The organism is Gilvimarinus sp. DA14 (genome assembly GCF_024204685.1).
Classification (GTDB): Bacteria; Pseudomonadota; Gammaproteobacteria; order Pseudomonadales; family Cellvibrionaceae; genus Gilvimarinus.
This window is the reverse complement of record NZ_CP100350.1, coordinates 3421672-3443074: the sequence shown is the minus strand read 5'-3', so window position 1 is coordinate 3443074 and position 21403 is coordinate 3421672. Positions and strand designations below refer to the sequence as shown.

Below are 21403 nucleotides of genomic sequence, written 5' to 3'. Positions count from 1 at the left end.
TCACGGAGAACGTAAAATCATTCCATGAGCCGTATCCCCCAGCCCTTTATTGATGAACTGCTGGACCGCGTCGACATCGTCGAGGTGGTGGATCATCGCGTCAAACTGAAAAAGACGGGCAAAAACTACTCCGCCTGTTGCCCTTTCCACGACGAGAAAACCCCATCCTTTACCGTCAGCCCCGACAAGCAGTTCTATTATTGCTTTGGCTGCGGCGCCAGCGGCAACGCCGTCGGCTTTTTGATGGACTACGAGCGGGTAGGCTTTCCCGAAGCGGTAGAGCAGCTCGCCCACCTGTGCGGGCTGGACGTTCCCAAAGAAGAAACCAGCCCCGGTGCCTCCAAACAGGACCGACTGCGCAAGCGTCTTTACGACCTGCTGGAAAAATCCAGCGATTTTTACCAGCAGCAACTGCGCGAGCATCCCGGGCGCAGCAAAGCCGTCGATTACCTGAAAAGCCGCGGCCTGGACGGCCGCATTGCGCGCGATTACGGCATAGGTTACGCCCCTCCCGGATGGGATAACCTGCTCAGCGCCCTTGGCACCAGCGGCGAAACCAAAGACGGATTGTTGACCGCCGGTATGTTAATTCAACCGGAAAATACCGACCGGCTTTACGACCGCTTTCGCTTTCGTATTGTCTTCCCGATTCGCGACACCCGCGGCCGGGTTATTGGCTTTGGCGGCCGGGTGCTGGGTGACGACAAACCCAAATATTTAAATTCGCCCGAAACTCCGGTGTTTCACAAAGGGCGAGAACTCTATGGCCTGTACGAGGCCCGCGAGGCTTACCGCAACCTGCCCCGACTACTAGTGGTAGAAGGCTATATGGACGTCGTCAGCCTGGCGCAGTTCGGCATTCGCTACGGCGTCGCCACGCTTGGCACCGCCTGCGGCGAAAACCATTTAGAGCGCGCCTTCCGCTACACCAGTGAAGTGGTGTTTTGCTTTGACGGCGACAGCGCCGGGCGCCGAGCCGCCACCCGCGCCCTGGAAGCCGCACTGCCCGCCATGACCGACGGCCGCACGGTTAAGTTCTTGTTTCTCCCGGAAGGCGAAGACCCGGACACCCTGGTGCGCCAAATTGGCCCGGAAAAATTTGAAAACTTGATTAACCTGGCGGTGCCACTCGAAGATTACCTCTTCGACGCCGCCGCCGAAGGCATCAACATTCGCACCATGGAGGGCCGCGCTCACCTCAGCAAGCGCGCCGCCCCACTGCTGGAAAAGCTGCCTAAAGGCGTGTTTCGCGAGCTGATGTTCGACTCGCTGGCAAGCCGCACTGGCCTCAGCCGCGCCACTCTGGAAGAGCTGGTAGAAACACCCGAGGCACTGCCAAGCGCCGCACCAACCCCCACCGCCGAGCCCGAACCCGTGGCGCGCATCCGCGTAGAGGAGCTGCAACCACCGCTTGAGGACATCCCTCCTCCGGACGAATACTATCCAGCCGCCGACCTGCCACCACCGGATTACGAACACGACGTCCCGACAGCGCAGCGCGAACAACAACCAGCGCCAACCGCCAGCCGTTACCTGATGCCACCTCAGCACAAAGCCATGGCGTTACTGCTAGCACACCCAGAGCTTGCCGAGGCAGAACCCGAGCACGAATTTTGGCTCAATCAAGACAACATAGAACTGCGCCGCCTGGGCCGGCTGCTAAAGCTGCTGCACGAGCGCAGCCATTACCAGCTGCCCCATATCCTCGGCCACTGGCGCGCCAACTACGGCGAGGAAGAATCAGATCGCCTCGCCGCGATTGCCGGGAATGACCTATTACACTCAGCCACCAGTATTACGCGCAAAGAAACCGACAGCGAGCGCAGCTATAACTACCGCGCCGCTCTAGAGTCCAGTCTCGCCAAAATCCGCGAACTACAAAGCAAAATGCAGCGCAACCAAGCTCTGGCACGCCTGAAAAGCCCAGAAGCCAAACAACTATCGCGCGAGGAAAAAGCCGCTCTGGTAGCGCAGGCCATCGGCCGGGAAAAATAAACTTTTTTACCTCTTAAACCCTGCATTTCCCTTGATTTTCCTAGAACTGACCACACCCTTTGAGCTATAATCCCGCGCTTGCTTTTTAACTGCTACTTTCACAGGGTATCGAATGGCTGACGACGCTAAACAGCAACAGTCTCGCATCAAAGAGCTCATTGCTCGAGGTAAAGAACAGGGCTACCTGACCTACTCCGAGGTTAATGACCACCTGCCCGAGGACATCTCAGATCCCGATCAGGTCGAAGACATCATCCAAATGATCAACGACATGGGTATCCGCGTTTTCGAACAGGCGCCCAATGCCGATGATCTGTTGATGGCCGACGGCGATTCCTCCGCGGATGAAATTGCCGCTGCCGAGGCCGCTGCTGCCCTGGCCGCCGTAGAAACCGAGGCAGGCCGTACTACCGACCCAGTGCGCATGTACATGCGTGAAATGGGCACCGTAGAGCTGCTCACCCGCGAGGGCGAAATCGCCATTGCCAAGCGCATCGAAGAAGGTGTGCGCGAGCTGATGCACGCCATTTCATACTGGCCGGGCTCGGTACAGCAGGTCATTGACGAATACGAACTGGTGGAAAAAGAAGAGCGCCGCCTCGCCGATGTGATTATCGGCTGGCTCGATCCTTCTGATGAAATTCCTACCGCTGGCGCCGCGCCGTCGAAAAACGACGACAGCGACGACGACGAAGAGGAAAGCACTTCTGGGGTAGACCCGGAAGAGGCCAAAGAGCGCTTTGGCGCGCTGAAAAAGCAGCTGGCTAAAGCCGAAAAAGCGGCCGAAAAACACGGCCGTGACAGCAAGCAGGCCGAGAAAGAACTGAACGCCCTGGGCGAGATTTTTAAATTCTTCAAACTGCCGCCGCGCCAGTTCGACCCCATTTACATCAACGTACGCAGCATTCTCGATCGCGCCCGTCAGGAAGAGCGCGCGATTATGGAACTGTGTGTACGTCGCGCGAAAATGCCGCGCAAGACCTTTGTTAAAGAGTTTCCCGGTAACGAGTCCAACGACGAATGGATCGCGGAAATCATCAAGAAAAAGCGCGATTACTCAGAAGCACTTAAGCCCTATGAGGCAGAAATCACCCGTGCCCAGCGCAAGCTGCAACAGGTTGAAGAAGACAGCGGCCTGAGCCTGGCCGCCATCAAAGACATCAACCGTCGCATGTCCATTGGCGAAGCCCGCGCGCGCCGCGCCAAGAAAGAAATGGTCGAGGCCAACCTGCGCCTGGTAATTTCTATCGCGAAAAAGTACACCAATCGTGGCCTGCAGTTCCTCGATCTGATTCAGGAAGGCAACATCGGTTTGATGAAAGCGGTCGACAAATTCGAATACCGCCGCGGTTACAAGTTTTCAACCTATGCTACTTGGTGGATTCGTCAGGCCATTACCCGCTCCATTGCGGACCAGGCCCGCACCATCCGTATTCCGGTGCACATGATAGAGACCATCAACAAGCTGAACCGTGTGTCACGCCAAATGCTGCAGGAAATGGGTCGCGAACCCACCCCCGAAGAGCTGGGCGAGCGCATGGAAATGCCAGAAGACAAGGTGCGTAAGGTTCTTAAAATTGCCAAAGAGCCCATCTCGATGGAAACCCCCATCGGCGACGATGAAGACTCTCACCTGGGCGACTTTATTGAGGACACCACCATTGTTTCGCCCGTGGAGTCAGCTACCAGCATCGGCTTGACTGAGTCCACTCGCGAAGTGTTGGCAGGCCTGACCGCACGTGAAGCAAAAGTACTGCGCATGCGTTTCGGTATCGATATGAACACCGACCACACCTTGGAAGAAGTTGGCAAACAGTTCGACGTAACCCGTGAGCGTATCCGTCAGATCGAAGCCAAGGCATTGCGCAAACTGCGCCACCCTTCGCGCTCCGACCACTTGCGCAGCTTTTTGGACGAATAAGGGATTTACAAGAGTTCGGAGCTGGCTATAATGCCGCTCCGTAACGCAGAACGCAGAACGCAGAACGCAGAACGCAGAACGCAGAACGCAGAACGCAGAACGCAGAACGCAGAACGCAGAACAGTGTGTTGTAGTTCGCTGCAGAAAACAAACATTACTACTGAACGCAGTAGATTTTGTTCCCTGACAAGGCGCTTGGGAGCCACCCGCAAGGAGCATATATTAATATGTGACTGAGGATTGCGAGCAAGCAACGCAGTTCAGGGGACAAAAGATCAAGTTCAGGGCCCGTAGCTCAGTTGGTTAGAGCATCCGACTCATAATCGGCAGGTCCCCAGTTCAAGTCTGGGCGGGCCCACCATACGGAAAGCCGCTATCTCTTCGGGTAGCGGCTTTTTTATTACTTCTAGCTCAGCTGGTTAGAGCATCCGACTCACCTCTCTATAAAACCCTGGGGCAGGTCCCCAGTTCACAAATTTGACGGGATCAGATTTGGGCGCGGGAGCGCAGCGACGGCGGGCGAAGCCTGAGGCACAGGATGTGCCGAGCCCACTCTGGGCGGGCCCACCATACAGAAGCCGCTATCTTCTCGGATAGCGGCTTTTTTATTGCCCGTAGCTCTATATTGGAGCCCTATCGAATCTTTCTCGGCTCCCCTCAACCCACCGGTGCAGAGCTATAAGAACGGTCAATTTTACTGCGTAAAAACATGCCGTTTTGCAGCTCTTCCTCTAGACGAAAATTTCTCCGCACCCTCGCTCGTCGGTAATCGAGACCTTGATCGGAACATGTGTTGCGCGCTGCGGTCTATCGGCTTAGCGTTTAATAGGTGTAATAAATGGATTCTTTGCCAATCGAGGATGCGCTTTGCAGGCCGGCGCGTAGGGAGATCAGCCATCGGGCTTTAGCGCTGGGGCTGGGGGCGTCCATATTATTACACCTGGGCATCTTTTTACTTTGGCCCGGCAAAACAACGAGTGTGCCAGAGCCTACCGAGCCTCTCGCGATTACCCTGAAACAACGTCCAAACGCAAATCCACAGCCGGTTGCAATAGCAGCCGAGCCGATGCCACGGGTAACATCAAAGCAAGAGCCCAACCCTGCCCCCCGTAAACGGAACAAAGTGACAACCGTTGAGCCGGTTGAGCCGGTTGAGCCGGTTGAGCCGGTTGAGCCGGTTGAGCCGGAATACGACACTAAGCCCGCGAAACAGATCAACCCGCGATTACAATCTGCCAAGGAAGCGCCGCAAGGCGCTTTTGATCCGCGCCTGAGAGGGAGGCTTGGCGGCGGCTATCTGCGCCAAAGCGAATCCGCGCCAAGCACCTATAGAGATATCAGTGGCAGCACCCAAGTAGATTTGGGACACGGCAGCTGCCTGCAATCAAAAGTGGAAAGTAAGCGAGGTATAAGTCAGAACTGGTACCTGACAAATTGCCATAACCGCGAAACCGAGGGCGATAGTATCCTCAGAGGTCTGCAAAAACGCCTCAAGCATCAAGGGCATTGATATTGAGTGCGATAGTGTTTTTGGCAATGGCAATAGTTGCCGCGTCCAACTGAGATTCACGCTTAGCCAGGCGACGCAATAGCGGAGTTCGCCCCACTAGCAAAAAGGCAACCTGCCCCGCCAGCATGTGTGTTTGCACAATAACCTGATGCGAACTCGGCTTGGTGCCGCATACTCTGGCAACCAGCTGGCTGAGATGACTCTGAACTTTGGAAAATGCATTATCGTAGAGCGTATCAAAGGCTGCGCCAGGCGATACCTGCTCACGCAAAATCAGCATTAACCATTTCTCCGCTTCATTGTCCTTGGTAAATACGTCGATCATGCGATGCAAAATAGCGGTAAGCTCGGCCCTGGCTTCCTGCTTATTAAGCCTTTTGGGATTGGGCGCATCGGCAAACGATAATTTTTCCAGTATGCAACGGCTGATGGTTTCAGCAATGGCGAGATACAGCCCCTGTTTGTTACCAAAATAATAGGCAATTGAGCCGATATTGGCGCCCGCTTGGTCCGCAATCATGCGGGTGGTAGTGGCCTTAAAACCTAGCTCGCCAAACAGAGCAATACCCGCATCAATCAATTTGGCTTCAGTGCTCTCGGGTCGTATTGATATATCCTGCCGATTATTTTCCACGTACGCCCTCTACTGATACTTTGAAGGCGTAACTGTATAGCACAGGCACAACCGCCAACGACATAACGGTACCTACCGCCAAACCAAAGGCCATCGCGCAGGCCATGCCATAAAATAGCGGATCGTTACCGGCAATTAATGGCAAAAAACCCAACACCGTGGTGACGGTGGACATGATGATGGGGCGCAACCGCCGCACAGAAGCTTTGATCACAGCCTCAACCGCGGTATATGCAGAGTTTTGTCGATCGATATCAATACGGTCAATCAATACAATCGCGTTGTTAATAATGATACCCGCCAAACTGTACAGCCCCAGCAATACCATAAAACCAAAGTCGGCCCGCATAATCAGCAGCCCCACAGATACGCCGAGAATAACCAGTGGAATGGTCACCACAATCAAAAGCGGCCGCTTAAACGAGTTAAATTGCGCGACTAGCAAGATAAAGATCAAACCGATGCACATGGGCAAGTTTGCCTGCAATGCCGCCTGGCCTTCCGCAGACATTTTCACTACGCCGTCGTACTCGATCCAATGGCCAGGCGGCAGTGTTTTTTCCAGCTCAGTCAACTGGGCGACTACTTTAGGCTGCATTTGTTCGGCGGTCATCACGGTGCTGCGCGCCTGTACGGTAATAGTACGGACTAAATCTTCGCGGTCGATTCTGCCGTAACTGCTTACCAGTTTAATTTCGGCCACCTGATTCAGAGGCACGCCACGACCATTGGACTCTAACGGATAAACGGTCAGGGATTTGAGCCGCTCAAGGCTTGCGCGCTCTTCTGCTTCGTTACGCAGCATAATGGGAATCAACTTATCCCCCTGGCGAAAACGCGATAGCTGATAGCCGTCAATGGCGCCGCGCAATGATTGGGCGATATCCTCCGAGGTGACACCCGCGGCACGGGCCTGCGCCTGGTTTACCTGCACATCCAACGCCGAATTACGCGCTTCCCAACTGTGCTTAATATCGCGCGCACCCGGCTGCTTGGCCAGAATTGCCTCAACGTCTTTGGCACGAGAGAACAGCACTTCTCGGTCTGGGCCTTTTATTTGTACCTCCAGCAAATTGCTGTCGGAGGGGCCCAAAAACATTTTTACCACCTGAGCGCGCAGCTCTGGATGATGATTGACAAAATAGTCGTGTAAACGCTGTTTAACCGCATCCACCTTGTCGCGCTCAGCGACATTAGCCACCAAAAAACCTTTGTTGACCGCCGGGTCTATAGGCGTTAAAGATAGGACAAAACGCGGTCCGCCAAAGCCCGCATAACCCGCCACGCTAGTGATATCTTCAGCCAGCTGCGAATGCTGTTGAATCTCCCCACTGAGTCTTTGAATGGCCTCGTCTGCCTGGGTGGGTGAAATATCCACGGGAAAGTCCACATAGACTAATACCTGGTTGCGGTCCGAGTCGGGGAAAAACTTCTGCGGCACCAACTGCATTAGCCCCACCCCCAACACTAACAACCCCAGCATGACAAACAAAAATACCACGCGATGCGCCAAAGCGTGGCGCAGCAGCAATTCATAACGTCCGCTCATGGCGCGGAATAAACGATCAGACAACGTGGTAGGGCCGGACTCGCTGTTATTGTTTCTCGCAGCAGGCAGGCTTAAAAATCGGTGGCACAGCACCGGCGTGACCGTTAGCGACAAAAACCAAGAGGTCGTTAAGGTAATGGCAATCACAATAGAAATGGAGCGCGTGTACTCCCCGGCCACATGGTTGGCAAGCATCAGCGGCAGAAAGACCAAAATTGTCGTCAGGGTAGAAGACAATAACGGCAAGGCCAACTCCGAACCGGTAACGCGTAAAGCCTCGTCGCGCGTATCGCCGTCCTCTAAGCGGGTTTTAAAATCCTCTGCGACCACAATTGCGTTATCGACCAAAAGGCCCAGAGAGATAACCAGTGTCGCCAGACTCATACGCTGCAGCGACATATCCATAAAGCCCATAACCGCCAGAGTGACCAGCATAACAGCGGGAATAATTGAACCTACAATCAAGCCTGTGCGAAGGCCCAAAAATAAAATCACTACGGCTAAAACGATGGCCAATGTTTGCAAGACACTAGAGGTAACCCCGTAAACCGCGTTGGCAACCTGATCGGCCTGAAAGGTCATAATCTCCAGCTCATAGCCGGCGGGCAAAATGGTTTGCAAATACTCTATTTTGTCTTTTACCTGATGGCCGTAATCCAGCACGCTGCGCCCATCCAGCATGGAGATAGCCAATACAATGGCACGCTTGCCATTAAAGTAAGCAGTCTGACTGACAGGCTCTTGGTAGCCTCTCTCTATTTCGCCCAAATCCCCCAGGCGCATAGACCCGCCGTTGTTAGGCAGCTGAATTTCAGCGCTGGCTAAATCTTGTAAACTGCTGTACGAGCCCGACACCTGAACCGCAAAGCGCTGCTCGCCCGCTTCCATTTCTGCTGCGGGTGGCAATATGTTGCGCTGTTGCAACTGCGAAGCCAGCTGCCCCGGAGACAGCCCCAGCTCGGCTAAACGCGCCTCGGGTAAATTGATATAAATCCGCTCTTCCTGCACCCCCAACAACTCAACTCGTTTGGTGCCCTCCAGTGCGTAGATCTCGGCGCGAATATGTTCGGCCATTTCCAGCTGCTCGGCATGACTGTAAACGCTGGATGACAGTGCCGCGGTGACTACGGCAACATCGCCAAAGTCATCGTTAAAAACGGTCTCTTGGGTGCCATCTGGCAGCGAGGGGTAAGCGGCATTAATTTTTTGCCTGACCTCATCCCATATTTGGTCCAGATCAAAAAACTCGTCGCGCACCTCAATATGAATTAACGAGCGACCGCGCATAGATGTTGAGCGAATGGACTCCACCTGCCCCACCTCGCGAATGCGCGCCTCCAAGGGTTTAGTGATTTTTTCCTCTACCTCTTCGGCGGATAAACCCGGGTAAGCGGTGCTGGCAAGTGCCTCGCGAATAATAATCTGCGGATCTTCACGCGCGGGCAAAGTGAAATAATTGGCAATACCCGCGAGCACCGATAACACCAAACACAGCAGCAAAACGGGACGGTAACGGTAAGCAAGCTCGGAGATATTCATCAATTAAAACGCTCCGGTCCCTGCCCCATAATCTCTACGGTTTCACCCGGCGCTACAAACTCTGCACCGCGAGCGACAATTTGATCGCCAGCGGTTAAAGCACCCCGCACCTCGGCAACTTTGACACGCGGCTCGATAATCTCTACATCAACCTGCTCCAGTGTTCTATCGGCTTTAATGCGCAGCACATAAACACTGTTTTGTTCACCGTGTACCAGTGCAGTTAACGGCACTAAAAAACTGCCCTGGCTGTTTTTTCCGCCGCTTGGAGACAGTAGCGCCTGAGCAGTCATTCCCGCACGCAGATCAGAGCCGTGGGCGCTTAACGCCAGAACTACAGGATAGTTATTGGAAGATTCGGGGCGCGTGCCAATATGCTCAATAGTGGCACGGAGCTTTTCTTGACTCAGCGCCGGTATAAGCACCTGCTGCTCACTACCACGGCGCAACTTACCTACCAAAGCCTCGGGCACATGGGTATAAACCTCAAAGCCGCCGCGCTCCGAGATAGCCTCTAGCACCGGCTCGTTGGGTGCGACACGCTGCGCAGGCTGAGCAACACGCTCACTGATAGACCCAGAAAAGGGAGCTTTTAACTCGGTAAGCGCTACATCCCGCTCGGCAATATTCACCGAAGCCTGGGCCGAACGATAACGCGACTGCGCCGTATCCAGCGCCGCTTTGGCGGTATCTAAATTTGCTTTACTGACAAAACCCTGCCCCTGCAGCTCCTTCAGGCGGCTGTAATCCAGCTCTTTTTCCGTCAAAGCAGCCTTGGCCTCCGACGCTTGCGCCTGCGCCTGCTTAAGAACCAGCTGGTAGCGTTCAGCGTGTAAACTCGCCAGCACCTGACCCTGCTCAACCGCATCGCCCACATCCACGTGAATGGCCTTAATTTCTCCGCCCACCTCAAAGCTCAGCACTGTACGCTCTACCGCCCTGACCCGACCGCTTAAGCTCACCTGACTGGCGCCATTGGCGGGCTCTACTCGCGCCGCATCCACCAGTCTCGGCGCGGGCTTCTCGAGTGGTTTGTCAGCGTCGGTGCAGGCCGTTAAGACAAACCAAAGCGATAACAACCACGCCCCAGCAACCAATCGCTGCTTTGCAGAACTTTTCACACCCACCTCCGGCAAGGAACAAATTTAATCAGTTGATTATAAAATTAATCGCCTGATTAAATCCACCGTGAATTTAGTCTCTCTCTGCACTACCGGAGTCGGAGCGACGGCTCTGATCTTCCTGCAGAACCCGGCGCAAATCATCCAGGTTTTTACGAATTGCGCGCCCATAGCTTTTATCGTCGCCCCAAATCTTGGCGAGCTTGCTTAGAGAGTTTTCGTCATGCTGTTCAAACAAATGACCGGCCCGCTCGGCCGCATCGCTTTGTTGTCCCAGTAGCTTTAGTGCATCCACCCCCAACTTAAGTGCCGAATGAAATGTTTCGCGGCGCAAGCCGTCTACCTCAGCGGCTATTAACTTGTAGGCGTGCGGACGGTCGATGGCCCGCACCAATATTTTTAAATTGGGGAAATGGCGCTTGGCGGTGTGAACAATGCGCATGGCGCGATCCGGTTCGTCCACCGCAATCACCAATAGCTTGGCCTGATCGCCACCGGCAGCGCGCAGCAGGTCTTCACGCGAAGCATCGCCATAGTAGACCTTACTGCCGAAACGACGCACCAGCTCGACCTGGCCCGGGCTGTGATCGAGAATGGTCAGGTCGTACCCCTGGGCCGACAGCAGGCGGCCGATTATCTGCCCAAAGCGGCCATAACCGGCGATAATCACATGCTCTGACGAAGGGATTGACTCATCCTCAGGTAGAGACGAGGCCGTTTTACGTCCCGTGCGGGAAAAAAGGGTTTCGTAGGCAGCGAGCAACAATGGTGTTAGCAACATCGATAACGCCACTACCAAAATCACTGTATCGCCAACGCCGGCATCCACCACCTGATTCGCTTTCGCGGCAGCGATAATCACAAACGCAAATTCACCGCCTTGCGCCAGTGCCAGACTAAAAAGCAAACCGCGCCACTTGCCCATTTTAAACACCACCGCCAACAGCATCAGCACCAGCAACTTGGCAGCCACCAGCGCCACCACCGCCAGGGTGATCACCAGGGGTTTATTCAGCAACAAGTCAAAATCGATGCCGGCGCCCACGGTAATAAAAAACAGGCCCAGCAACAGCCCTTTAAAAGGTTCGATATCCGCTTCTATTTCATGGCGGTACTCACAGTCCGCCAATACTACCCCGGCGATAAAGGCACCCAGCGCCGGCGATAAACCGATAGATTGCATCAGCACGGTAATAGCGACCACGATAAACAGCGCAAACGCGGTGAAGATTTCGCGCAGATCTGTCTCGGCAATTTTGCGAAAAATCGGCGCCGCTAAAAAACGCCCCGCCAGAATCACCGCCACGATAGTCGCCAGACTGACCACCACTTGCACACTGGCAGGCCAGGATTCAATCAAGCTGTGGCTTTCCATGGGCGACTCACTGCCCGCAACATTCGACAACAAAGGCAGAAGCGCCAAAATAGGGATAATGGCGATATCCTGAAACAAGAGTACAGAAAAGGTGTTTCCACCAGCCGGCGTATTAAACAGCCCGCGCTCTTGCAGCGACTGCAACACAATAGCGGTAGAGGACAGTGCCAGCGCCAAACCAATTGCCAGGGCGCTGCGCCAATCGAGATCGCTCACCCCCATAACCAGAGCGGTGATTAAACTGGCCGTTAACACCACCTGCAATCCACCCAGTCCGAGAATCGGTCGACGCATATCCCACAGCCGACTGGGACGTAATTCCAGGCCAATAAGAAATAGCATCATCACGACACCAAACTCGGCCACATGCATAACATCGGTTTGGTCCCCCACCAATGCCAGTGCATAGGGGCCTATCAGCACACCCGCCAGTAAGTAGCCAAGCACCGCCCCCAGGCCGGCGCGCTTGGCTAATGGCACCGCAATAATGGCGGCACACAAATAAATCAGGGCGTTAGTCATGGCGAGCACTCCGTTCTATAGCTGCTATTCTGATAGTAAACTCCTTTAGCCTGCAGACAAGTTATATGATTAGCATAACCGACATTCGTGTTAGCGCTGTTGCAGCGCCACCTACCGGGTTTGGCGGCGACCCTCGCAATATTGCGCAGGGCGGCCCGGTGTACGCCAATGTATATTTGCAAGTATTTACCTCCGACCCTTCGCTTACGGGCAGTAGCATCATTTTTACCAATGGCCGTGGCCTGCAGGAGCAGGCGCAAATGACCGAACGCATCGCGCGGCACTTTCTCCTGCAAACTTCCATTGACGTCAGCCAGCTGCATGAGGGCACAAAGCTTGGCGACCTCGCCCAGCAAATGTTACAAGACCCGGACTACGCTTGGCTCGGCGCCGCTGGGGCCTCGCGTATGGCGATAGGCGCAGTGATCAATGCCCTGTGGGATTTAATGAGCCGATTCCTGAAGTTACCAGCCTGGCGGGCCCTGCTCACCCTGGCCCCAGAACAGTTGGCGGCGCTTATCGATTTTGAGCCCATCGCCGACGTGCTACCGCCCGCCGAGGCAGTGCAAATGCTGCAGCAAGCTCGCCAAGGTATGGATGCACGAATTGACGACATTCACCGCCATGGACTACTGGCCTACAATACCGCGGGCTGGAGCGGAATCGACATCGACACTCTGTGCCAACAGGTGAGGGATTTGATTTCACGCAATTGGTCCATGGTTAAGGTAAAGGTCGGCGCCGAGTTTGCCAAAGCGCGGCTTGCGGCCGCCGGCCGTGGCGAATGGTTAAGCCGCACCCAGCTGGACGAGCTGGCAAGCCGCGCCGCCGAACAAGACTGCGAGCGCCTCAGTGCCGTGTTCGACACCATTTCCCAAAACGATCAACGCCTGAAGCAAATGACCCTGGCGGTGGACAGCAATCAAATCTTCGATGTGCAAAGCGCGATCGTCTTCATTCATAAGCTGGCCAAACGCTTGTACCGGGTTAATCCCTCCTACCAAATCCAGTGGTTTGAAGAGCCTACCTCCGCCCAGAGTGCCATGGGCCATGTGCAGATCGAGCAGGCCCTGACTATGTCTTTCTCCGATTTCGAGCCACCGTTGCAAGCGCCCATATCCACGGGCGAGCAAGGCGCCAGCCCCAGTGTTTTTAAAGACTTACTCTTCGCCCAGCTGGGCCGATTTGATCACGAGAAAACCTATGCACTGCCAGTGCTGCAGATGGATTATTGCCGTGTCGCCGGTATTGCCGACAACCTAGCCATATTGCTACTGGCACAAAAAGCGCGGCAGCAGGGGCGCAATGTGCGTATCTGCCCCCACGCCGGTGGCATTGGCCTATGCGAAGGAGTTCGCCACGTGCAGGCGATCAAGCAAGCACTGTTCGGCGCCAATGATAACCGTGGCACCGCCGACATTTTAGAGTTTGTAGAAGAGCCGAGCCGCAGCGTGCACGAAGGTGTGTTCAATAACCCGGCGCTGATTAGTAACGGCTATTACCAGATGAACCACGAGCCCGGCGTTGGTGTAGATTACGCCGACGCCGGCCTTGAGCTATACCAGCTTCCCAACGGCCAGGCCTGGCAAACTAAATCACTGCAACCGCTGGCGCGGCAGATTAGCCCTTGATTCACCGCCTTATAGGGCTTGGCCCTATAAGACATAACCGCGCCCTTATTTTTGCTCGCTGGCTTCACCGTCGTTCGCAGCACTCGGTTGGGTGTCAGGCATTTCTTGCACAGCAACCCGAGCGGCCGGTGCCGATCCGTCTTTGTCTTCGCCAAAGTAAAGCGTTTGATGGGGGAATGGAATTTCAATGTTGCGCTCATCAAAGGCGTACTTCATGCGGCGATTAAACTCGCGCCCCACCTGCCATTGTTTTATCGGCTTAGTCATAATGCGCGCTTTAATGACAATGGCACTGTCGGCAAACTGATCCACCCCTAGAATTTCTATGGGTTCAATAATCAGGTCTTTGTACTCGTCTTCTTGCTGCATTTCGGCGCCAATTTCCTTCAGCACCTCAATGACTTCATCCGGGCTCTCGCGATAAGCGACACCCACATTAAACATATAGTAGCTGAACTCTTTGGTGTAGTTCTCCACTACTTTAATCTCCCCGCAGGGAACGGTGTAAACTCGACCATCCAGATCGCGCAACTGCACTTTGCGCAGAGTAATTTTTTCCACAATACCGGTTTTGCCGCCTACGCCTGCAACATCGCCCACCTGAATCAAGTCTTCAAAAATCAGAATAAAGCCGTTTAGCACATCTTTAATAAGCGCTTGAGCCCCAAAGCCCACAGCAATACCAACGACCCCGGCACTGGCAAGCAGCGGCGTCACGTCCACCCCTAACTCGGAAATAAGGGTGATACCGAAAATCACCACCAAAGTGCCGTAGAGAACATTGCGAATAATCGGCAGAAGCGTATTGATCCGGGCACTGCCACGGTTGGACAAGCGGTAAAAATAGCGCTCGGCGGCGGTGACGATTACCTCAAACACCACCATGGTAACAATCAGGCCGATGGTAAAACTCAGCAAGCGGGTTGACCACGCCGTTATCCCCTCGACGATTGTTGTATTGGAGCTATCGCCCCACCAGACAACCACCAGCGCCAAACAGGCGAATAACACGGTGAGCAGAATTAAGGAGAAATTGCTTAAGCGCTGATACAGTTTAATGCGCTTAATATTGCCCGGCATACGGGTGCGCTTGCGCAGCTTTCCATAAAGCTTTCGATTGCCCACGCGAATCAGAATAATGACGATAAAAGCGATGACGCCAACCACCGCCGAGGCGATCGCATGAGCCGACCAGCCGCTGGTAAAACCGAGGCTTGCGAGGAATTTTTCTACCACGCTCTGCCATGACTCGGTTACCGCTGAGACGTTGATTACCTCGTTGACATCCACCCCGACCGATTCCGACTGGCCACTGTCTTGCGATTGTTCGCTCGCGGCACTGGACGCACTACTTGCACTGCTAGAGGAAGATTCTTGAGTAAACTGCTCGGCAATGGCTTGGATTTGAGCTTCGGCGCTCTGATTGACTATCAAACCCACCAGCAGCAATACAAGGGCGACTAAAGTTGGCAGGAATTTTTCGGTGCGCCAGGGCAGGCCCATAATCAGTTACCTCTTTACTCCATACATACAAAAGCAGCGGCCCGGGGGGTCGGGCCGCTGCTCGCGGTCAGTCTTACTTTAACTTAGCAGTTTTCGCCTGACACTTCTTCGCAGACATTAATCGACGGCATCTTCGACTTCATCGGCGGCGTCGTCCATAGCATCACCGGTCTCTTCAGCCGCGTTGTCCAGATTCTCGCCTAACTCTTCAGCCGGTCCATCGTTGGTGTCACAAGCGGCTAGTGGCAGGGCAAATACAGCCAACAGCAAAATGCGTTTCAGAATAGACATAATTGAGCTCCTTGATACGAAATTGATTCTTGGTTTTGTGAGAGCGGCAAGCCGCGTATTACTTTCACGCTTTAAACTATAGCTCAAACCGTGCCAACTTCCACAAACCACATAAGCCATTGATTTATATGACTTTTTATACGGCCGCCAAAATCTTATATTCGCAAAAGGATAAACATATGCAAACTCATACCGCTCAGTTGCAAGAGTTACAACGCCGCGCTTAGCGCCCTGCCCTACAAAGTCTGCAGATCCTGTAAAGAAACCGGTTTGAGTAAACTGGCACTGATACCCGCCGCCGTCACTTTATCTTCCGCCACCGGATCACCGCTCAACACTATAATCCGCACTTCGGGTGCAATAGCTTTACAGCGAGCCGCCAAGTCATAGCCGTTGGCGTCGGGTAAATTCAAATCCATTAGAATAACTTTGGGCTGATGATTTTTTAGCTGCGATTCTGCTTGCGCCCCAGAGGAGGCCTGATACACCGTCCAGCCCAGTAGCTCCAATAAGCTAGAGGTGGCTTGCAGTGCATCGGCGTCGTCCTCAACCACCAATATCCCGTCGGTAGCAGAATTTGCAGTACCGTCGTTGCTTGAGCGGAGATAGGTCGCCAGTGTGTTGTATAACTGCTGCTGATCCACCGGCTTACTTAAATAAGCGGTAAAACCTGACTCCAGGCATTTATCCATGTCGCCTTTCATGTGCGCTGCCGTGAGAGCGATTAAGGGTTGCTCGGCACCAGACTCGCGAAACTTTTGCGCCGCCTCATGTCCGCCCATAATCGGCATATGAATATCCATCAGCACGATATCAAACGGTTCGCCTTTATCCCGCTCTAGCTCGGCCAACCGCAAAGCCTCTTCACCGTTGCGCGCGTAGGTCACCTGCAATCCAGCCTGCTGCACAAAATGCCCAATTAGCAGTCGTATATCACGTAAATCATCGACCACTAAAACCTTGCCTTGCAAAACAGGAATGTCATTGGGAGCGGCGCGCTGGTCCTCAAAGTCCAGCGAGAAAACCCGGCGCTCAACATTGCCAACATCGCCTATATCAATGGTGAACTCAAAACAACTGCCTTCACCCGGCACACTGTCCACTTTTATCGCGCCACCCAGACGCTCTACCAACTGCTGACTGATCGCAAGCCCAAGCCCAGTACCGGCGCGTGGCTCAGCATAGGATGAGCCGTGCGTTTGCACAAAGGGTTGGAAGATATCCTGCAATGCTTCTTGTCGTATACCAATACCCGAATCTCGCACCAGAAATCGCAGCTGCTCTTTGCCGCCCTGAACAACAGGCACCACCTCCATAGACACAGAGCCAAAGTCGGTAAACTTGATAGCGTTACCCAGCAGGTTCAGTAGCACTTGCCGCAATCGCGTTGGGTCTGTGTGTATTTGATAGGGTAGTGGCTGCGGCGCGTCCAGCTGCAACTTTAAGCTCTTATCGACCGCAGCGCCGTGCATCAAAAAGTAAATATCGGTGAGAAATGAAGACAGGTATACCGGCTGAATTTCCAGCTCAAGCTTGCCCGCCTCAATTTTAGACAGATCGAGAATGTCATTCAGCAATCCCAAAAGGTGCTTGCCGTTACGGTGTACAACCCGTAGATGACCCAGCGAATCCTCGTCTTTATTGGTATTAATTAATAGCTCGGTAAACCCTAGAATCGCCGATAAGGGTGTGCGAAGCTCATGACTCAAATGAGCTAAGAATTCACTTTTAGAGCGATTCTCCGCTTCAGCCTTTAGTCGTTCAACACGCTCGTGCTCCATTTCTCGGCGCGCCAAAGCGTAACGAATAGAGCGGGCCAACTGCTCTGCCGACAATCTGTCTTTTACCAGGTAGTCAACCGCGCCAGCCTGCAGGGCCTGCATATCAACTTCGCCCTGATGCATGCCAGTTAAGAGAATAATAGGACCAGAATAACCGAGCCCCTGAGCCTCGCTGAGCAGCTCAATACCGTCGCGAGCGCCGAGCTTGTAATCCATTAAACATAAGTCGTGACGATTCTGGGCCAACATTTCCCGGCCCGCCTCGTAGCTGTCGGCCCAGTCAAGCTGATACGGACCTGTGGTAATTTCATCCAACAGGTCACGGGCCAACATAAAATCGTCTTCATCGTCATCGACGATGAGCAGCTTTACCCCTTGCATAGCGATATTAAGGCAACTCTACGAATTCCACCCAGTACTTACCCAGGGTGCGCATTAGCTCCACCAAAACATCGAAGGTCACTGGCTTGGTAATATAAGAAGCGGCGCCCAAATCATAGCCTTTCAGCATATCCTCTTCTGCCTTAGAGGTAGTAAGAATAACCACCGGGATGCGCTTTAATACCGAATCCTGTTTGAGCAATGCCAGAGCTTCGCGACCGTCCATCTTCGGCATATTTAAATCCAGAAGAATAAGGCCAGGTAGAGGATACTTCTCTCGATCGGCATACTGACCGTCGCCACGCAGATATTCCATCAGCTGAACACCGTCTTCAGCAAAGTGCAGCTCATTCAACACCCGGCTTTCCATCAAAGCTTCCTGAGTTAACAGACGGTCATCGGCATCATCGTCTGCCATTAAAATTACCAATGTCTTCTTATCCGCGCTCATTCATTCTTCCTCTGCAGGATCAAACTGTGGTTGTTGTAGCGGTATGTGGATAATAAACTCTGAGCCCTCGCCAGGCTGGCTCTTCGCTTCTATCTTTCCCCCGTGGCGCTCAATGATTTTTCGGCACAAGGCGAGGCCAATCCCCGTACCACTGTATTCGTCGCGCCCGTGCAAACGCTGAAATAAGTTAAAAACTTTTTCGGCATACTGTTCGTCAAAGCCGATACCATTATCGCTAAAACGCAGCCGACACCAGCTCACGCCATCATAGAGATGATCCCCCTCTAGGGCGAACTCTTCCCCGGTGCTAGCCTCAACTCGAATAACAGGGGCGACACCTTCTCGCCTGAATTTAATGCTGTTGCCAATCAGGTTCATAAACACCTGACCCAATTGCGAAGCGTCCGCATCCAATGTCGGCAGCTCGGCTACTTCTAGTGTCGCGTTGGCGTCTTCAATCGCGTATTCCAAATCATCTCGAACTTGTGCCACCACCTTATTCAGATCGACAACCTCGAAAGGTTGCTGCCGAGTGGACACCCGCGAAAAACTCAACAGGTCATCAATCAGTTGCGACATCCGCTCAGAAGCGGCGTGCATACGCTCAACATAATCGGCGCCGCGCTCACCCAGCTCGCTACTGTATTTTTGCCGCAACCTGTCACCAAATGCGCGTATTTTGCGCAGGGGTTCCTGCAGATCGTGTGATGCGACAAAGGCAAATTCCTCCAACTCGCGATTGCTGCGCTGCAATTCTTCCGAATATTGCTGTAACGCCAGGGTTCTCTCTTCAACTTTATCTTCGAGTTCGTTATTTGCCTGCTCAATACGCTCGTACAGTGTTGTAATTTTCTTGTTATGACGGAACACGGCTATGAACACGCCCAACGCCAACAACAGACCAATGGTGTTATTGGCAATTAATACGTTTAGGATAAACTCTCTGTCTTCACGAGCCACCATGCGATTGCGATACAACAGTGCCCGCTCGTCAGACTCCATTTGTGAAATCAGTTCAGAAGTTTCGCGCATCAGAGCAATGCCGCGGTCAGTTCTTACCAAGCTAACGGCTTCGGCACGTCGATTACTGTGCATAAGAGCGACGACCTCCTGCATTTCATCAATTTTTGCGCGGACCAGCTCCTGGATCGCTTGGAAACGAACCCTCTGCTCTTCTATTTCGGTGGTTGACTCAGCCAGAGTAGCCAATAAGTGATCCAGCTTGGCTAGGGCATCGTGATAGGGCTCTAAATACTGACCATCTCCGGTCAACAAATAGCCTCGCTGGCCACTTTCGGCATTCACCAACTCGGTTTTTAAGTCCTTAATAAGCCCCATAACGGCCAAAGTATTGGTCACACTCTGGCTGTTATCGTGCATCAAGCCAATAGACCGATAAGCTGCAGCCATACTAAAGCTGAAAAAAACCACCACTACTATAAGGGCTAATATTCCCGGTTTGCTGGGCATACCCGTCGCTTTTAAACTGCGCACTACACTCACTTATCCGTGTCCAACTCATCGGCCAGTTGCTGCAAGGTTGCGCTGCACCGCTGGCATTCGGTAAGAATCACATCTAAAGACGCTACGGCTTTGTCTATATCCGCACTTGTCTGCAGGGCGAGCTTACTAAGCTCAGCGTGCACCGAAATATTATTCAACGGGTTGCGCGCATCGTGAATCAACTTGCGATAGTTATCATCCATACCAACTCTCACTATTGCTCTTGATCAGCGTAGCTGTTCAACCGGTTATAAAGCGTTTTAAGACTAATACCGAGCATTTCTGCCGCTTTTTTCTTGTCACCATCCAAATGTTCAAGCGTTGTTTCAATCAGTTCTCGCTCTACATCCTCTACGGTTTTCCCCACCGTAATACCGGACATTTTGCTCTCACCTGTTTTGGAAAACGGCGAGGATAAATCATCAGGCAAAACCAGAGTATTGGTGGTTCGGTCGGCCATAATATAAGCTCGGTGTATTGCGTGGCGTAACTCACGCACATTGCCTGGCCAGTCATAAGATTGCAAACGCTGAAGACTCGCCTCATCAATGCCGATTTCGGCCTTGTACTGACGATTAAAATCTTCCAGAAAATGGCTTACTAACAGCGGAATGTCTTCCAGGCGCTGACGTAAAGGCGGGATGTAAATCGGAAACACTGCAAGACGGAAATATAAATCCTCTCGCAAGCAATTTTCTTCAGCCAGCTGAGTTTCTGTCCGGTTGGTCGCCGATACCACCCGACAATCTATATCGATGGCGCTGGTAGCGCCCAGGCGGGTTACCTTTTGTGTCTCTAGCACTCGCAACAAGTTCGGCTGCTGTTCGATAGGCATCTCGGTGATTTCGTCCAAAAACAAGGTGCCTTTGTTAGCCAGCTCAAACACCCCCGCTTTGCGATGTGACGCACCGGTAAAAGCGCCTTTTTCATGCCCAAATAATTCGCTGGAAATAAGGTCGCGGGCAAATGCACCGCAGTTGGCAGGTACAAACTCCCCTTCGGGCTGGCTGGCGTAGTGGATGGCGCCGGCCACCACCTCCTTACCCACACCGCTCTCGCCCATAAGCAAGACATTAGCTTTGGTGCCTGCCACCCGCTCGATCATTTCGTAGAGTTTTTTCATAGGCGCTGATTCGCCTACAAGATGACCAAAATGCATGCCGGCCCGCTCTTCGCGGTGCGCTTTACTGGCCACCGGATTATCCAAAAGGCCTTGCAACTGCTTGAGATCAATCGGCTTAATGAGATAGGAAATGTTCGGGCCGTATAAATCTTTCACTACCGATTTAACCGAGGGATGCCCGGTCACCAGCGTGACGTTGGTCGTATCACCGTTTTCCAATTTATCCAATACGTGCAGGCCGCTGCCGTCCGGCAAAATCAAATCCAGAATGACATGGTCAAACACTCTCCCCGCCGCTACCTGCTGAGCTCCGGCTACCGAATCTGCAGTGACCACCGAATGCCCCAACATCGTTAACAATTCACCGGTTGCGTCAAGAAAAGCCTGGTCGTCGTCTACCAGTAGTATCTTTGCCACTTTATCCCCTCTTTTTAAAAGATCTATCCCGTTAGGGTTTCACTGATCGCGCAGATTTGGTGTAGTGAAAAAAGTCCGCCTAGCCCAGGAAGAAGCCAAAATTACAGCGCGCTTGTAATCTGTGCCCGATTAGAAGGGCGTAACCCCGTCAGTTCC

Annotated in this window: 15 protein-coding genes and 1 tRNA gene; 5 read left to right on the top strand and 11 right to left on the bottom strand. The window is 53.3% G+C overall.

Annotation, left to right across the window (positions count from 1 at the left end; all coding sequences use genetic code 11):
• Nucleotides 1–24: 24 nt before the first annotated feature.
• From dnaG to NHM04_RS15090, 4 genes are all read left to right on the top strand, one after another.
• A complete protein-coding gene (dnaG, locus tag NHM04_RS15105) occupies nt 25–1995 on the top strand; it encodes a DNA primase (protein ID WP_254264584.1) in 1971 nt (656 codons plus the stop codon).
• A 112-nt stretch (nt 1996–2107) separates the two neighbouring features.
• Nucleotides 2108–3916 (top strand): RNA polymerase sigma factor RpoD, encoded by a 1809-nt coding sequence (rpoD, locus tag NHM04_RS15100; protein ID WP_254264583.1) that lies wholly within the window; start codon nt 2108–2110, stop codon nt 3914–3916.
• Nucleotides 3917–4200: 284 nt separating this feature from the next.
• Nucleotides 4201–4277: transfer RNA gene (locus NHM04_RS15095), tRNA-Ile, on the top strand.
• A gap of 762 nt (nt 4278–5039) precedes the next feature.
• Nucleotides 5040–5426, top strand: coding sequence for a hypothetical protein (locus tag NHM04_RS15090; RefSeq protein ID WP_254264582.1), 387 nt, complete (start codon nt 5040–5042; stop codon nt 5424–5426).
• Here the strand turns inward: NHM04_RS15090 and NHM04_RS15085 are convergent.
• The 4 genes from NHM04_RS15085 to NHM04_RS15070 form a co-directional block, all read right to left on the bottom strand.
• The gene (locus NHM04_RS15085) at nt 5407–6060 is read right to left on the bottom strand and encodes a CerR family C-terminal domain-containing protein (protein WP_254264581.1); all 654 of its coding nucleotides are present in this window, start codon (nt 6058–6060) and stop codon (nt 5407–5409) included. The genes NHM04_RS15090 and NHM04_RS15085 overlap by 20 nt on opposite strands.
• Nucleotides 6050–9148, bottom strand: coding sequence for an efflux RND transporter permease subunit (locus NHM04_RS15080; protein WP_254266652.1), 3099 nt, complete (start codon nt 9146–9148; stop codon nt 6050–6052). The genes NHM04_RS15085 and NHM04_RS15080 overlap by 11 nt, the downstream gene beginning before the upstream one ends.
• Complete coding sequence (locus tag NHM04_RS15075) at nt 9148–10269, bottom strand: efflux RND transporter periplasmic adaptor subunit (RefSeq protein ID WP_254264580.1); 1122 nt, start codon at nt 10267–10269, stop codon at nt 9148–9150. Before NHM04_RS15075 ends, NHM04_RS15080 begins: the two co-directional genes overlap by 1 nt.
• A gap of 73 nt (nt 10270–10342) precedes the next feature.
• Entirely contained in the window at nt 10343–12166 is a 1824-nt protein-coding gene (locus NHM04_RS15070) for a monovalent cation:proton antiporter-2 (CPA2) family protein (RefSeq protein WP_254264579.1), read from the bottom strand.
• A gap of 65 nt (nt 12167–12231) precedes the next feature.
• Here NHM04_RS15070 and NHM04_RS15065 point away from each other — a divergent pair, with 65 nt between their 5' ends.
• On the top strand, nt 12232–13797 hold the full coding sequence (locus NHM04_RS15065; protein WP_254264578.1) for an enolase C-terminal domain-like protein: 1566 nt from the start codon (nt 12232–12234) through the stop codon (nt 13795–13797).
• 45 nt (nt 13798–13842) lie between these two features.
• Here NHM04_RS15065 and NHM04_RS15060 read toward each other — a convergent pair whose 3' ends face one another.
• The 7 genes from NHM04_RS15060 to NHM04_RS15030 all read right to left on the bottom strand — a co-directional run bounded on the left by NHM04_RS15060 (nt 13843) and on the right by NHM04_RS15030 (nt 21247).
• The gene (locus NHM04_RS15060) at nt 13843–15300 is read right to left on the bottom strand and encodes a mechanosensitive ion channel family protein (protein WP_254264577.1); all 1458 of its coding nucleotides are present in this window, start codon (nt 15298–15300) and stop codon (nt 13843–13845) included.
• Between the two features lie 117 nt (nt 15301–15417).
• Nucleotides 15418–15591 (bottom strand): hypothetical protein, encoded by a 174-nt coding sequence (locus NHM04_RS15055; protein WP_254264576.1) that lies wholly within the window; start codon nt 15589–15591, stop codon nt 15418–15420.
• A 236-nt stretch (nt 15592–15827) separates the two neighbouring features.
• Nucleotides 15828–17753 (bottom strand): response regulator, encoded by a 1926-nt coding sequence (locus NHM04_RS15050; RefSeq protein ID WP_254264575.1) that lies wholly within the window; start codon nt 17751–17753, stop codon nt 15828–15830.
• Between the two features lie 7 nt (nt 17754–17760).
• Nucleotides 17761–18204 carry a response regulator gene (locus NHM04_RS15045; protein ID WP_254264574.1) on the bottom strand — a complete coding sequence of 148 codons (444 nt, stop codon included), beginning with the start codon at nt 18202–18204 and terminating at the stop codon, nt 17761–17763.
• Nucleotides 18205–19698, bottom strand: a complete 1494-nt coding sequence (locus NHM04_RS15040; RefSeq protein ID WP_254264573.1) for a CHASE3 domain-containing protein — start codon at nt 19696–19698, stop codon at nt 18205–18207.
• A 5-nt stretch (nt 19699–19703) separates the two neighbouring features.
• Nucleotides 19704–19910 carry a histidine kinase gene (locus NHM04_RS15035; RefSeq protein ID WP_254264572.1) on the bottom strand — a complete coding sequence of 69 codons (207 nt, stop codon included), beginning with the start codon at nt 19908–19910 and terminating at the stop codon, nt 19704–19706.
• A gap of 11 nt (nt 19911–19921) precedes the next feature.
• Nucleotides 19922–21247 (bottom strand): sigma-54 dependent transcriptional regulator, encoded by a 1326-nt coding sequence (locus NHM04_RS15030; RefSeq protein WP_254264571.1) that lies wholly within the window; start codon nt 21245–21247, stop codon nt 19922–19924.
• Between the last annotated feature and the right edge of the window lie 156 nt (nt 21248–21403).